The sequence below is a fragment of the Marinomonas balearica genome (assembly GCF_004362145.1).
In the GTDB taxonomy this organism is placed as follows: Bacteria; Pseudomonadota; Gammaproteobacteria; order Pseudomonadales; family Marinomonadaceae; genus Marinomonas; species Marinomonas balearica.
Genome location: NZ_SNXC01000009.1, coordinates 564,841 through 579,789, shown reverse-complemented (window position 1 = coordinate 579,789; position 14,949 = coordinate 564,841). Strand labels below are relative to the sequence as shown.

Here is a 14,949-nt window from a genome sequence, read left to right as displayed (position 1 = left end):
AAAAATGTCACCCAGAGCACAGCAACTTGCAGTAATAGTACTCACCAGCGCCCTATTAAGTGCCTGCTCATCCTCGCCACAACAAAAAACTAAAGCCACCAGCAAAAACTTTATCGTCGTTCCCCCTACTGAAGAGCAGATAGAAGCAAGCGTAAAAGACCAGCTAGCAATAATGCTAGAAGCTTTTACCCCTATTGCAGGTCAAGCTCTTCCGAACAATACGGTATTTGAAGCCTACAAAGACAGAGAATTTAACCCCATTTGGATTGAGAACAGCCAACTAAATATGTCGATCTATAAGCTTATCGACATATTAGAAAAGGCAAATACACATGGTTTAAACCCAATTCATTACCACGCAGAAACACTTAAAGAATACTTAAACATCAGCAATCCTTCACAACAAGAACTCGCTGAAATCGACGTAATTGCCACGATTGCGCTATCGAGCTATGCGCACGACCTGTCGAACGGGCGTTACGAGCCACTGCTTATAGACCCAAACTGGCAGCTTGATGCACCCAATGAAGATTGGAAGGATTTACTTTGGCTAAACTCCGCATCGGATATGGTAAACTCACTGCCTCTCCTTGCTCCACGACACCCACATTACCAAATTTTGCAAAAATGGCTTGTTTACTATCAAGAGCTTTCAGACAAAGAACCCGATATACACGTTGACGTCGGCGTCCCGCTCACCTTAGGAGACGAAGGCCCCCGTATCGCTCAACTTAGAGCAAGGCTCATACAACTTGGCGATATAAGATTTTCTACACGCAAAGTAAACGAAGATCAATTTGACGAGCGCCTCAAAGAAGCCCTTATTAATTTCCAGCGTCGCCACAATTTAACCGCTGACGGCGCGGCAGGCTCAAAAACAATCCAAACACTCAACATCCCTCTCAAAGAGCGAGTAAAACAAATTAACTACAATTTGGAGCGATGGCGCTGGCTACCCAGCCGTTTAGAAGCAGACCGTATTTGGGTTGATCTAACAGACTATCAAGTACACACCCATCTTGCAGGAGAAACTAAATCGATGCGTGTTGTCATCGGTAAGCCTGCACGTAAAACACCTGTATTTTATGGCAAAATGACCTACATGGTCACAAATCCCACTTGGCGAGTCCCTCACAGAATTGCCAGAGAGAACTTACTCCCTAAAATAAAAGAAAACCCCGACTACCTAAAAACTCACGGCTATAAGGTTTTCGCTAACTGGAGCTCAAGCGCAAAAGAACTTGACCCAACGAGCATCAATTGGGCGTCGATCCATCAATCTAAACTTACGTATCGATTCGAACAAAATGCAGACGACGGTAATGCTCTGGGGTTATATAAATTTATGTTCCCCAATAAAAACGACATTTATTTACATGACACTCCCGCAAAACATCTTTTCAAAGAAGTTGACCGAGCATACAGCTCTGGCTGTGTAAGACTAGAACACCCAGATGAGTTTGCTCAGATGCTACTTGAAGGGTCTGAAAGCAGCGAAAAACTTAATGAAGCAATAACAAACGGAGAAACTAAAGTCATTACGCTACCAAAGTATTTACCCGTTTATCTGGTGTATTTTACCGTAGTGCCTAACGACAATGGTATGCCCGAGTTTCGGAGTGATATTTACAAGCGAGACAAGTTAATGGAAGAAGCAATGGGGTATGCTCCGTTCAGCCCATCAGAGTCTATTTGATCAAAGATCTATAGAGTAAAGTAGATTGACTTCAGCGATTAATGCAGCGCTTATTGATTAAATACAAAAGCGCTGCATTATTGATTGCTTCATTTGATGCTATTTTCGCACCATCACACAAACCGTTATCTCTTCACGGTCGTGATAAAGATGCTTTGCTTGCATCTCAAATTTCATACCAGCACTATCGAGCGTATTAGCGATTTCTTCGAGGCAAAGTGACACCTCTTGATGTCTCTTTTTCATTGGCAGCTTCAAATTGAAAATTGCACGTTTGGTCCATCCTTCAACCAACCACTTCGCCATGAGCTTCGCAACCATAATCGGCCTTTCAACCATGTCACACACCATCCAATCAACAGGATTGTCTGGCTGAAACTTAAAACCATCCACTTTTTGATGATCAACCAACCCCGTCGCCATCAATTCTTTTTGCATCGGCCCATTATCAACTGAGATGGTAAAAATTCCACGTTTAACAAACTGATAACTCCAACCACCAGGCGCAGCACCCAAATCGACAGCGACCATACCTTCATTTAAATCTCTATCTAGTGTTTTTTCAGGCACAAACTGAAGCATTGCCTCTTCAAGCTTCAGCGTCGAACGACTTGGCCCTGCTGATGGAAAACGAAGTCGGCGAATCCCCATAGGAAACTCAGAACGGCATTCTGAAAATGACACACCTAAATAGGCTTTATCACCCTCCATAAAGAAAGCATGATGCCTAATGCCAATAGCCTTCTTCCTTAAAATACCGGCTTTTTTCCAAGCCTGCCTTAGGGGCTTATCAATCTTTTTCGTTAATGCAGAAAGCGCTTTTCCATCATTTGTATCAGCAACTTCTAGCCACAACTCTTCTGCTAACGGCAAAGACTTTGCCGCCTCCAAAAACGCCTCAACCCGAGAACCAGATGCGAACTCAATAAGGTCAGTAATTGCAATGAGCTGACGAGCAAATACAACTTCGTTAAATGTAAGCGATTTAATGATTTTCTCAGCATCACCTTCGTTTACGCCATTGAAAACCACATACCCGTCGCTTTCACGAGCAAGGCAATATCCATATATGCCGTAGCTTGCAGCTATTTCCTGCAACTCTGCTGCACAATCTTTCTCAAACCCTATTCGACAATAGGCGAGTATATTTTTCATTAATGTAGTCTTCTTAGTTTTTAGTCAAAAATTCTTTACTAGAATATATTTACGTACGTGGCCATATTAGCTTTCGCTCACAAAACACTTCTTCAATTACACTCAACACATTACTACTAAAGTGCGCACCCTCAGAAGGCAATATAGAGAAATCATATGCTAGATCACCCAATTTGAAACTCAATTTATAGGCGTGTAAATAGCCACGATCAGATGCTTCACCGCCATAGCGAGAATCTCCTAATATTGGAGCGCCAACACTTTTTAAAGCCACTCTGATTTGATGAGTTCTTCCTGTGCGTGGACGAATATAGAAAGCACGCCGACCGTCAACAAAGCATGAATGAAATTGAGTAACAGCCATTTTCCCTTCACTAGAAAGCTTCCATTGGCCATTGCGACCAGGCGCCATATTCCCCTTTATCGTACCTTGTTTCTTTTTCGGTTTTTTACTAGATATAGCAAGGTATCTTTTTTCAATAATTTTTTCTGAGAACGCATTCATAAGCTCTCGTGCAACATCTTTATTACACGCTACCAATAACAACCCTGAGGTCATTTTATCCAGTCGATGTACTGGGTAAAACGACACACCTGGAAAGGCTTCACATAAGCGCTGAAAAAAGCCGATACCAGCCTCACTGTGAAAACTTTCCCCAGCAGGCTTCACAACTACCCAAAAATCGGCAGCTTGATATAAAACAGAAATCATAGAAAGTCTTTTTAGATATGAAAGTAAGCGGAAGGTCCAACCACACGATTTCGACCACTGTCTTTTGCCTGATACAACGCTTTGTCGGCTTGAGTTATAATTTCTTCGTATCTTGATGTATCAGAATCAAGAGTCGCGACACCAATACTGATCGTCACAGGAATAACAACACCTAGCGAGGTCGAAATCTCTAATGATTCTATAACCTCTCGCAGCCTCTCCATTTCATGCGTTGCATCCCTAAGGTTGGTTGAAGGCATCACAAAGATAAACTCCTCACCTCCATAACGCCCAACTTTCATTTTCCCAGATAACTGACGTGTCATTTCATTGGAGACAGCTTTTAGTACTATATCGCCAGCATCATGGCCGTACGTATCATTTATTCGCTTAAAATGATCAAGGTCTGCTATTGCGATTGCGCATGACTCGTAATTGATAATTGAATCAGCAAACACATTGACCGCATCAGCGAGTACTTTTCTTCGATTAGACAAACCTGTTAACTCATCTTTTTCAGCGAGTTCTTGAAGAGAGCGGTTCAAAGCTCGAAGCCTTCCCACCACGTGATTAGTCACAATACCAACATCTGTGATCGCTACGGCAAATGAGAAAATTGAAAAGGCAGACTGTTCCTCGCTATTCAAATAGGACCCAAATTCGCGCCCAATCGTTTCACATAAAAAAAACAAAAAAACGGTCAAAGAAAAAATCGCCAGCTGCACCCCCCTTTGCGTATCTCGAAACGCTGTGAATGCATACGCCACAACCGTTGCCAACATCCAATGAAAGTGACTATCGACTCCATAAAAAACCAAACTGGATAGGACGATAAAAAACATGGCGATAAAGGGCAGCATCCAGTGAAAGAGATACAAGTAGCCTTTCGCCACTAATGTAAGTCCAATTACAGCGAATAAAGCGCCCCCCAAATTAAACGCCGACATTGTAAACTGCTCTAACACAGCAAATACCGCGAATAACCCCAAACAAACTAAACCCGACAACACACATGACAAAATAACAACTTGACGTTGGCTTAGCTCAATACCAGTTTCATGCTCGCTTCCAATACTTAGCAACTGTTCATAAAACGCTGAAATTCTTGTTAGCACTTATGTTTATTCCGTCTCGGACTTTTGTTGGCAGTTTTACAACTGGCGATGGGTATTTAAGAAATTTTGATGCGCGTATTTTAACTAATTTACGCGACATTTCCCATAGACAGTTACAACAACTCAGCAGCACACGCTCTTTTTTACCAACTTAACGCCACTGAGCCGTTGTTACGAGTTAGCAGCCTAACTTTCACTCGAAAACCCTCACCATCAATTTTCTTTAAGTTTAGATCAAGAAAATGTATCAATCTAAAGCTGACCGAGAAGACAAATCAATAAAAATTACGTATCCTTGCGGCGAACGCTCTAGATCGCTTGGCACGTTATTTGATACTCGCTAAGCGACATAGGCTAATAAGCGGCATAATGAACCGATCGGTCAAAAAAATAACGCAGACCTTGCACTGTTTTGAATCAGCCTACTTACCACTCTGACTCAGAATAAAGCACATTAATTCGGTTTAACTAAACATTCGTAATTAAACAATGATTACGGCGAAATAAATTGAGTCTCACGGTGATTTGAATTGAATACAACCTCAACGCCCCGTTTAGAATTGCTAAACATCACCAAACAATATCCGGGCTGTCTAGCAAACGACCGCATATCAATGCAACTGTCTCCAGGTGAGATACACGCATTGTTGGGAGAAAACGGTGCAGGAAAGAGCACCTTAGTAAAAAGCATCTATGGAGTGGTTGCGCCAAACTCAGGCCAGTTTATGTGGGACGGCAAAGAAGTAGAGATAAAATCTCCCGCTATTGCGCGTGAATTAGGCATCGGGATGGTTTTTCAGCATTTTTCTTTGTTTGAAACACTTACCGTAAGTCAAAATATAGAATTGTGTTTAAGTAAAGCGCAATTAGAAACAATAGGCCACTTGGGAAGTAAAATCAGCACACTCTCCAAAGCGTACGGTTTAAATGTAGACCCAGATCGATTGGTGCACACTTTGTCTATTGGCGAACGCCAACGCGTCGAAATTATGCGTTGCTTAGTGCAAGATGTAAAACTGCTTATCCTAGACGAACCGACCTCCGTTCTAACACCGCAAGAAGTAGCAGGACTGTTTGACGTACTTAGAAGGCTTTCATCCGAAGGCTGTAGCATAATGTTTATCAGTCACAAGCTTCATGAAGTCACTGAAATTTGCCATAGCGCTACCATTTTACGTGGCGGTAAAGCCATTGATACGTGCGACCCAAGAATCGAAACACCTGCATCAATTGCAAAAATGATGGTAGGCGACCTTGCTGAACAAGATGCAGGCTATTCAAAGAAAATAGGAACAGAAACGCTTTTTAAAGCAGAAGATCTAACTCTAGACAGCAAACAGCCCTTCGGTACGAGCCTAAAACACATTTCCTTCGAACTTAAAAAAGGAGAAATTTTGGGTGTTGCAGGCGTCGCTGGTAACGGCCAAGACGAATTAATGGCAGCAATAAGCGGCGAAGATGGTCGAAAACTTAAAAATGTCATGTGGCTTGATGGAAAAGACATCAGTTCGCTTGGAGCCGGAACAAGACGTAGCCTAGGCATGGCTTATGTTCCAGAAGAGCGTCTAGGGCGCGGTGCCGTTCCAGACATGAGCCTAGCGGAAAACACCCTTCTCACCCATAAAGTAGGGTTTGTAAAAAATGGCTGGGTCGAATGGAAAGCGGTAAAGCAATACGCCAAATCCATTATCGATCAGTTCAAAGTAAAATGTCATGGCGAATTTTCACACGCGAAGAGCCTAAGTGGCGGCAACTTACAAAAGTTCATCATGGGCCGTGAAATTGGCCAAAACCCTAAAGTACTTATATGCGCTCATCCAACTTGGGGTGTCGATGTGGGTGCTGCCTTAGCAATACATCAAGCGCTTTTGGCATTACGTGATCAAGGTGCGGCTATCTTGCTTATTTCAGAAGACATTGATGAGCTATTCCTTTTAGCAGACCGCATGGCTGCCATCTGTGATGGACACTTATCTCCAACGGTTCATACCGAGAAGACTTCTATTGATCAGATAGGAGAATGGATGGCTGGTACATTCATTAACACAAACACGCATGACACCAATCAGGAGACTGCCGCGTGATTCAAGTTCAAGCTAGAACAGACAGCAGCACACTAATGCAGTTTGCGTCACCTATTATCGCTATCGCTTTAACCCTTATATTTGGCTCTATCCTGTTTATCATTCTGGATAAAGACCCAATCCAAGCACTCCACGTATTGCTCATTATGCCTCTTAGCGACGCATACAATGTAGGCGAAATGCTTGTGAAGATGGGCCCATTACTGCTTTGCGCTGTAGGTTTGTCACTTTGTTATCGAGCAAATCTTTGGAATATCGGCGCTGAAGGTCAACTTCTTGCTGGCGCTCTAGGCGGAAGTGCTGTTGGCCTCCTATTTGTTGATTCTGATTCTTCACTAGCTCTCCCTATAACACTCTTAGCAGGCATTGTATCAGGCATGTTCTGGGCGGCTTTGCCAACATTCCTTAAAATTAAATTTAACTCTAACTTAATACTTACAACAATCATGTTTAACTACATTGCTTTGTATTTATTAGTTTGGGCCGTACATGGCCCACTAAGAGACCCTGATGGTTTCGGATTTCCCGAATCTGCCATGTTTTCCGACGCGACGCTTTTACCCACGTTAATTGAAAGCGGTCGAGCACATTGGGGCGTAGTCATTGCAATTTTGGCCGGTATCGCCGCATGGGTTATTCTTTCGAAAACGCACCTAGGCTTTCAAATACGTGTCTTCGGATCAGATGCCCCAGCTGCCAAATACGCAGGCTTTTCGGCAAATAAAATAACCTGGTTCGTGATGCTTTTTGCAGGAGCATTAGCAGGTTTAGCAGGTGTCGCTGAAGTAATCGGCCCGATTGGTCAGCTCGTTCCAGTTGTTTCTCCTGGATATGGCTATGCTGCAATCATCGTCGCTTACCTTGGGCGCTTGCACCCGATTGGTGCTATTGCTGCCTCTATTTTTCTTGCTGTGCTGTATATGGGTGGCGACCTTGCGCAAATAGAAATGTCCATACCAACCGCGGTTGTAGGCATGTTCCAAGGTATTTTGCTATTTTTCCTGCTAGCGTGTGACTTCTTTATTCGCTATCGCATCATTCTAAATAAAGACGCAAACGTATAGGTAACCAGATGGACATCGATTTAATTACACAAATATTATTTGCAACGATAAAAACCGGGACACCTCTTCTGTTAATCGCACTTGGTGAAGTTATCTGCGAAAAATCCGGTGTATTAAACCTCGGACAAGAAGGCATGATGCTAATGGGTGCCGTAGTGGGATTCATGAGCGCGTTTGCAACCGGTAACTTAGGGCTGGCCGTTTTCGCAGCAATGGCGATGGGCGCACTGATGAGCTTGATATTTGGCTTCTTGGTGTTACATTTAGGCGCCAACCAAGTTGCTACGGGGTTAGCCTTAACCATATTTGGTACAGGTTTAAGCGCATTTATCGGCTCTGGCGTAATCGGCGAGACTCTTCAAGGCTTCCAACCTATTATCATTCCAGTGTTATCTGATATCCCTGTGATTGGCAAAATTTTGTTTACACACGATTTGCTTGTCTACATTTCGTTTGTGGTTGCCGCAGCGTTAGCCTTCATTGCAAATAAAACACGACTTGGCTTGACCCTTCGAGCTGTCGGAGAAAACCCACATGCCGCCAATGCAATTGGCATTAAAGTATTGAGCATACGCTATTTCGCCATTATGTTTGGAGGTGCTATGGCGGGGTTAGCTGGCGCGTATATGTCTTTGTCTTATACGCCTATGTGGGTCGAAAACATGACTTCTGGCAGAGGCTGGATTGCACTTGCATTAGTTGTATTCGCTTCCTGGAGAATAGGTAATATTATGTTAGGTGCGTACCTATTTGGTTTGGCAAGCATTATGCACCTTGTTCTACAAGGGATGGGATGGTCTATTTCACCGAACCTGCTCGCGATGTTGCCGTACGTTGCGACCGTCGTTGTAATGGTGATTATCAGTGCAGATCAATTTAAAGAAAAGTTATTAGCCCCACGTTCACTGGGCAAGCCGTTTGACCCAAGACAGATGGCATAATAACGACACATTTCAATTACATTTATAGTTTTAAAGTAAAAGCCAATAGGCACAAGAGGAGTACGAAATGAAACTGAAAAGTTTACTTGTGGGTGTAGGGTTGCTCGCGGGGCTAGGCACCGCGCATGCAGAAGATCCGTTTAAAGTTGGATTTGTATACGTCGGCCCTGTAGGTGATTTGGGTTGGAGTTACGAGCACGATCGTGGCCGCCAAGAAATGGAAAAATATTTCGATGGAAAAGTAGAAACAACCTACGTTGAAAGCGTTCCTGAAGGTGCCGATGCTGAACGTGTCATCACTCAATTAGCTAAATCTGGTAATGACCTAATCTTTACGACGTCATTTGGCTACATGAACCCAACTTTAAAAGTAGCTAAGCGCTTCCCTAAGACAACGTTTGAACACGCTACTGGGTACAAACGCTCTAAGAATATGGGAACATACGTTCTTCGTACTTATGAAGGTCGTTATGTATCTGGTATAGCTGCAGGCTTATTAACGAAAACCAACACTATTGGTTACATCGGCTCTTTCCCTATTCCAGAAGTAATTCGTGATATCGATGCGACTTACATGGCTGCTAAGAGCGTAAACCCAGATGTGAAAATTAAAATTGTTTGGGTTAACTCTTGGTATGATCCAGGTAAAGAAACTGACGCAGCGAATGCGCTTATGGATCAGGGCGTAGATGTAATGCTTCAGCATACAGACAGCCCAGCTCCATTAATCGCAGCAGAAAAACGCGGCATTCGCGCAATTGGTCAAGCATCTGACCAAAGTAAATTTGCACCAGAAGCACATGTATTCTCTGTACGCGACGATTGGGCTCCATACTACATCAAGACCGCAAAAGCGGTGATGGATGGAACCTACAAACCTACTGATTTTTGGGGTGGTTTCCAAGACGACATGCTTTCTTTGGCGTCTATTAACGACAACCTTCCAAAAGACATTCGTGCAAAAATCGACGCAACTTACGAAAAGATCAACTCTGGTGAGTTCCACCCCTTTACTGGTCCAATTACGGACAACAAAGGCAACCTAGTTGTTCCTGCAGGCCACACTTTGACAGATGCAGAGCTAGCACAGGTCAACTGGTATGTTGAAGGCATCACTGACGAAGTACCTCGCTAGTTCGAACGGTTGATGGCTTATTATTAGTAATAAGTAAAGTAGCAACAGCACCTTATGCTGTTGCTACTTTTTACTATCATCAAAGCTCATACTAGACTCTTTTATAAATTTGCATTTAGCTCCCGCCATATCGCCCCGCCAAGTGCTTTTTATAAAGTAGCTCTAGCCAAACATAGAGAGAGTTCATGAATACAGATTGGATTCAAGAAGCCGCAAGACTTGAAGCATCGGGTATCAGTTTCATTATGGTATCTGTGCTTGATATTAAAGGGTCGACTCCTCGAGAAAAAGGCGCTCGGATGCTTGTGAGCCAACAGGGCTTGTTCGGCACCATCGGCGGCGGACACTTGGAATACAAAGCCATTGCACATGCGCGAGCAAAGCTGGCAGATAATGTCGATGGAACCTCTACGGAAGACTTTCCGTTAGGCGCGACACTAGGGCAATGCTGTGGAGGCTTTGTTACTGTGCTTTATGAAAGCGTGTTACAAAATATGCGCCATATCGCGATTTTTGGAGCAGGCCATGTTGGAAAGGCAGTCGTTCATTGTTTAGAAAACATCCCTGCAAGCATAAGCTGGGTAGACAGCCGAACAGATGAATTCCCAGAATATATCCCAAAAAACACAGTCAAGAAACCTTACGAATTCCCCGTTGACGCCATTCCAGATATGCCACCCGAGACTTACTATTTAGTCTTAACCCATAATCACCAACTTGATTTAGAACTTGTTGAAAATATCCTCAAAAGAAATGACGTTGCATTTTTAGGTGTCATTGGATCGAAAACCAAAAGTGCTCGCTTTAAGCACCGTTTAAAAGCAAAAGGGTTCTCCAATCAACAAATTAATCAGATGCAATGCCCTGTAGGAGAACCTGACATTATCTCTAAGCAGCCTGGAGAAATAGCGATCTCCATCATCGCTAATATTCTAAAAGCAACATCCCCTAAAAACTCTTCAGTATCGAATCTGTCAGTGTCCAATCAGTCAGAACCCATAGAAAGCGAACACAAATTACACTCTCAAATGGAGGCCAAATAATGACGACCACCCATTCCCTTCTTGCACTGGCACATGAGATGCCAAAAACAGAGCTTCATCTTCATATAGAAGGAACATTTGAGCCAGAGCTGATGTTCTCTATCGCTAAGCGAAACAGTGTCCCCCTCAAGTACCAAACGGTTGAAGAACTAAAGTCTGCATACCAGTTTGAAAACCTTCAAGACTTTCTTGATCTGTATTACCAAGGAATGTCGGTTCTTTTGAAAGAGCAGGATTTTTACGATCTGACAATGGCCTATCTGGAACGAGTACATCGAGACAATGTGGTTCATGTCGAAATATTTTTTGACCCACAAGGCCACACCTCTCGAAACGTTAGCTTTGAAACTCAGATTAACGGCATCTATCGAGCTTTAAAGGACGGCGAATCGAAATTCGGTATGACGTTCAAGCTCATCATGTCCTTTTTACGCCATCTTTCAGAGGAAGACGCATTCAAAACACTTGAACAAGCGAAGCCCTATTTGGACTGGATTGATGGAGTGGGTCTAGACAGTTCAGAAGTTGGAAACCCTCCTCTTAACTTTAAGAATGTATTTGAAGAATGCAAAAAATTAGGGTTAGCAGTCACCGCACATGCAGGAGAAGAAGGGCCACCAGAATACGTTTGGCAGGCCATTGACACGATCAAGGTTGATCGAATTGATCACGGAAACCGTGCGCTTGAAGAAGCAGATTTAATCGCAGCAATAAAAAGTCGCGGACTGACGCTCACAGTTTGCCCGCTGTCCAACCTTAAGCTTTGCGTCGTTTCCGACATGAAAAATCACCCGATTAGAACCATGTTAAAATTCGGATTAAACGCCACTGTAAATTCAGATGATCCAGCTTACTTTGGTGGATACATGAATGACAATTACACGGCATTAATTCAAGGCAGTGGTATATCAAAAATTGAGCTGTATACTCTTGCTTGCAACTCTTTTAACGGTAGCTGGCTAAACAGCGAGCAAAAATCAAAACACTTGATGACAATTAAAAATTTGTTTGAAAGTGCTTAATCACAAATTACAAAGCAGTTAAACAATGCCAAACGACGAAATAATGAATTTTTTTGGACTGCCAAGCCAAACACGTTACGAACAAGCCATTAGTGCTGTTAAACAAAATCAGAGTATTTACGCTTTAGCTGACGCGGAAGGATGCTTGATCATCCCAATCTCGGGTGAAAACATTCTTCCAATTTGGTTGACTAAAGAACAAGCTGAACACTGGTTAAACGAAGAGTATGAAGGGTTCGAAGCGCTTGAGATCACATCAGATGCGTGGATTTCAAAATGGCTACCTGGAATGGCTAACGATCAATACAAGGTCGGTGTATGCCCGAATTTAGCAGGTGAGTGCATTACCGTTAGTGCCGCTGAATTATCAGGCGAACTTTCTTAGCCCTGTAAAATAGCATTTACGACCTCAGAAGTCGGTACGTATAATAGATTATACCTCACCGACTTTTTCCATCTCTTCTCTATTTTATGCTGTTAAAAAAGTAAATATTAAAATTCCTATATTCAATCCAAAAATATACATCCATCGATAAGAACGGGAACCCCAATGAAAGCCATTACACCGTTTACTTACACACTTGCTATTGCGACATTAGTTACTGCATGCAGCTCATCTCCCACAGGAAGAACTCAATTCGTATTGCTTCCGGACTCAAAGTTAAACGAAATGGGCGTTGCCTCTTTTAATCAGATGAAAGAAGAGATTCCAGAGACGAACAACACCCAAACATCAAAAAACGTCCAATGTATTGCTGATAGAATTATTGCCGTCTTACCTGAAAAATACCGCTCTCAAGAATGGGAAGTTCGTGTCTTCGACAGCGAACAGGTAAATGCCTTTGCACTTCCCGGCAATAAAATCGGGGTATATACAGGGTTATTAAACGTCGCTCAAAATCAATCTCAACTTGCTGCTGTGATGGGGCACGAAGTAGGTCATGTCCTTGCAAGGCATGGCAACGAACGGGTCTCTACACAATTAGCAACGAGCCAAGCTCTTGCAATAGGCTATCAAATAAGCGGCGAAGAAACGCCAGAGAAGAAAGCCATCTTTCAAGGTCTCGGGATTGGAGCTCAAGTAGGGATCATTCTTCCGTTTAGTAGGGTCCACGAATCGGAAGCAGATTTTATTGGTCTAGAGCTAATGGCAAAGGCTGGATTTGATCCCCGTGAAAGCGTATCGCTTTGGGAAAACATGAGTAAAGCAGGTTCTAGCAAAACACCGGAATTACTTTCGACTCACCCATCAAATAGTACGCGTATTCAAGATTTGAATGCTGCTATGAGCAGTCCATTAGCAATCTATAACAACTTAAAAAACCTCGGTAAAAACGCTCATTGCTACTAGAGTGTCTTACTAATTCACTATATTCGCCGCTGCTCGGTTGAAAACAACCGGCAGCAGCTAAGTTCTATATTTAGTGGACTTATCTAACTCTAGACCACGGTTATATTGAAACGGAACCATAACTTGGTTCTGCTTGAGCATTACATAATGCAGACGTTGCATGCGCAGCGTAAACAACCGCAGATTCAGAGCCTGCAATACTGACCGTACTTGCCGCCCCGATACTCCAAGCCATTTTTCTCTCGTCTCTTGGGGAGCTTCCTAAATGCTTTCTATAACAGCGACTAAAATGTGGTGTCGATATAAAGCCACATGCCGCTGAAATTTCGACGATCGACATATTAGACTGTTTAAGCAATTGGCGAGCACGATTTAAACGCAGTTTTAGATAATACTTAGAAGGCGAGCAATCTAAATACTTATGAAACATCCTTTCCAGTTGACGGCGAGACACACTGACAAAACTGGCAAGCTCATCAAGCTCGATGGGTTCCTCTAAATTATTTTCCATTAATTCGATAACATCGACCAGCTTAGGCTTGAAGTTACCGCCATTCCCGTACTGACGCAGCGGAACTCTTTGCTGCTCCTGATCAGACCGTATACGATCGCAAATAAGCATATCTGACACGGCACTGGACAACTTAGCTCCATGCGCCCTAGCAATCAAATTCAAAAACATATCGAGTGGGGCATTGCCACCAGAAGAAGAGACCCTTTTTCTGTCGATCGTAAACAACCGATTATTGCAATTTACTTTAGGGAATTTTTCTTGAAGGACAGTCATACATTCCCAATGAACGCTACAGCTGTTTCCATCAAGCAATCCGGCGTGGGCCAACATATACGCCCCTGTGCAAATACTACCGACAACAATGCCTTTTTTGGCATTTCTCTGCACCCAACGCACCTGCGCGGTAGTAAAAGAGCGCGTGATATTTAGCCCTCCAGCAACGATAATCATGTCGAATTCAGGGCAGTTTTCAAAGCTATAGTCCGCACTCAAGCTGAGTCCGTCACTCGCTTCTACCGCCTCCCCTGTCTCGGATATCACATCCCATGTATATAGCTCTTCACCCGACAACTGGTTAGCCATTCTCAATGGACCAATTGACGACGCTAACGCGATCATGGTGAATTGATCTAATAGCAAGAAACCAACACGCGTAGTAGGTTGCTTTACTCCTAGGAACGAAACTGAATCATTTGCTGCGACCATTGCTCATGCCCTCTTATAGGTATTAATTCCGATGTAGCAAAAAACGAACCAATTAACATGTATGCTGCTAAAATATCGCTAAAAAACTCTAAAATCAGAAAAAATACTTACTTATTATTATTTTACGAAAAAATTGTTCGTCAGAAAAATCTTCAGCTTCACTAACACAAGAATAGCAAAGCGTTCGATTCACACTTAAAAGCACCTTAGAAGATCAAACAGAATCCTATAACGCACTTTTATTGAACACTCATTTAATAAAAAACCAATATGCCCTTTTTTACAAGAAAAAAAAGCTGATCACTTATGAATCTTAGTGATCAGCTTTCATGATTTCGATAAAGAAAACTATTTCTAGTGAATTCCCTCCGCGAAAGAACACACCATTTGAGTCATTAATATTAAGTGTAGA

The 14,949-nt window shown here is 42.9% G+C and carries 13 protein-coding genes; 9 read left to right on the top strand and 4 right to left on the bottom strand.

Going from position 1 to position 14,949, the window contains the following annotated elements; genetic code table 11:
* Positions 1-4: 4 nt before the first annotated feature.
* Positions 5-1,696, top strand: coding sequence for a L,D-transpeptidase family protein (locus tag DFP79_RS04305; RefSeq protein WP_133502695.1), 1,692 nt, complete (start codon positions 5-7; stop codon positions 1,694-1,696).
* A 99-nt stretch (positions 1,697-1,795) separates the two neighbouring features.
* Here DFP79_RS04305 and rlmM read toward each other — a convergent pair whose 3' ends face one another.
* Genes rlmM through DFP79_RS04290 form a run of 3 tightly spaced genes read right to left on the bottom strand, consistent with a single transcriptional unit; the run spans position 1,796 to position 4,678 of the window.
* Positions 1,796-2,851: a 23S rRNA (cytidine(2498)-2'-O)-methyltransferase RlmM gene (gene rlmM, locus DFP79_RS04300; RefSeq protein WP_133502694.1), complete on the bottom strand. Its 1,056-nt coding sequence runs from the start codon at positions 2,849-2,851 to the stop codon at positions 1,796-1,798.
* A gap of 49 nt (positions 2,852-2,900) precedes the next feature.
* A complete protein-coding gene (locus DFP79_RS04295) occupies positions 2,901-3,563 on the bottom strand; it encodes a pseudouridine synthase (RefSeq protein WP_133502693.1) in 663 nt (220 codons plus the stop codon).
* An 11-nt stretch (positions 3,564-3,574) separates the two neighbouring features.
* Positions 3,575-4,678, bottom strand: coding sequence for a GGDEF domain-containing protein (locus DFP79_RS04290; RefSeq protein ID WP_133502692.1), 1,104 nt, complete (start codon positions 4,676-4,678; stop codon positions 3,575-3,577).
* A gap of 530 nt (positions 4,679-5,208) precedes the next feature.
* Here DFP79_RS04290 and DFP79_RS04285 point away from each other — a divergent pair.
* The 8 genes from DFP79_RS04285 (at position 5,209) to DFP79_RS04250 (ending at position 13,318) form a co-directional block, all read left to right on the top strand.
* Complete coding sequence (locus tag DFP79_RS04285; RefSeq protein ID WP_133502691.1) at positions 5,209-6,762, top strand: ABC transporter ATP-binding protein; 1,554 nt, start codon at positions 5,209-5,211, stop codon at positions 6,760-6,762.
* A complete protein-coding gene (locus DFP79_RS04280; RefSeq protein ID WP_133502690.1) occupies positions 6,759-7,826 on the top strand; it encodes an ABC transporter permease in 1,068 nt (355 codons plus the stop codon). The genes DFP79_RS04285 and DFP79_RS04280 overlap by 4 nt, the downstream gene beginning before the upstream one ends.
* Before the next feature lie 8 nt (positions 7,827-7,834).
* Positions 7,835-8,767 (top strand): ABC transporter permease, encoded by a 933-nt coding sequence (locus tag DFP79_RS04275; RefSeq protein ID WP_133502689.1) that lies wholly within the window; start codon positions 7,835-7,837, stop codon positions 8,765-8,767.
* Positions 8,768-8,834: 67 nt separating this feature from the next.
* A complete protein-coding gene (locus DFP79_RS04270) occupies positions 8,835-9,902 on the top strand; it encodes a BMP family ABC transporter substrate-binding protein (protein WP_133502688.1) in 1,068 nt (355 codons plus the stop codon).
* Positions 9,903-10,087: 185 nt separating this feature from the next.
* Entirely contained in the window at positions 10,088-10,945 is an 858-nt protein-coding gene (gene xdhC, locus DFP79_RS04265) for a xanthine dehydrogenase accessory protein XdhC (protein ID WP_133502687.1), read from the top strand.
* Entirely contained in the window at positions 10,945-11,967 is a 1,023-nt protein-coding gene (locus DFP79_RS04260; protein WP_133502686.1) for an adenosine deaminase, read from the top strand. Before xdhC ends, DFP79_RS04260 begins: the two co-directional genes overlap by 1 nt.
* 43 nt (positions 11,968-12,010) lie before the next feature.
* On the top strand, positions 12,011-12,352 hold the full coding sequence (locus DFP79_RS04255; RefSeq protein ID WP_243730189.1) for a DUF2750 domain-containing protein: 342 nt from the start codon (positions 12,011-12,013) through the stop codon (positions 12,350-12,352).
* Positions 12,353-12,517: 165 nt separating this feature from the next.
* Entirely contained in the window at positions 12,518-13,318 is an 801-nt protein-coding gene (locus DFP79_RS04250) for a M48 family metallopeptidase (RefSeq protein WP_133502684.1), read from the top strand.
* A 100-nt stretch (positions 13,319-13,418) separates the two neighbouring features.
* On the opposite strand, the gene gbdR is transcribed toward DFP79_RS04250, so the two are convergent.
* A complete protein-coding gene (gene gbdR / locus DFP79_RS04245; RefSeq protein ID WP_133502683.1) occupies positions 13,419-14,537 on the bottom strand; it encodes a choline metabolism transcriptional regulator GbdR in 1,119 nt (372 codons plus the stop codon).
* Between the last annotated feature and the right edge of the window lie 412 nt (positions 14,538-14,949).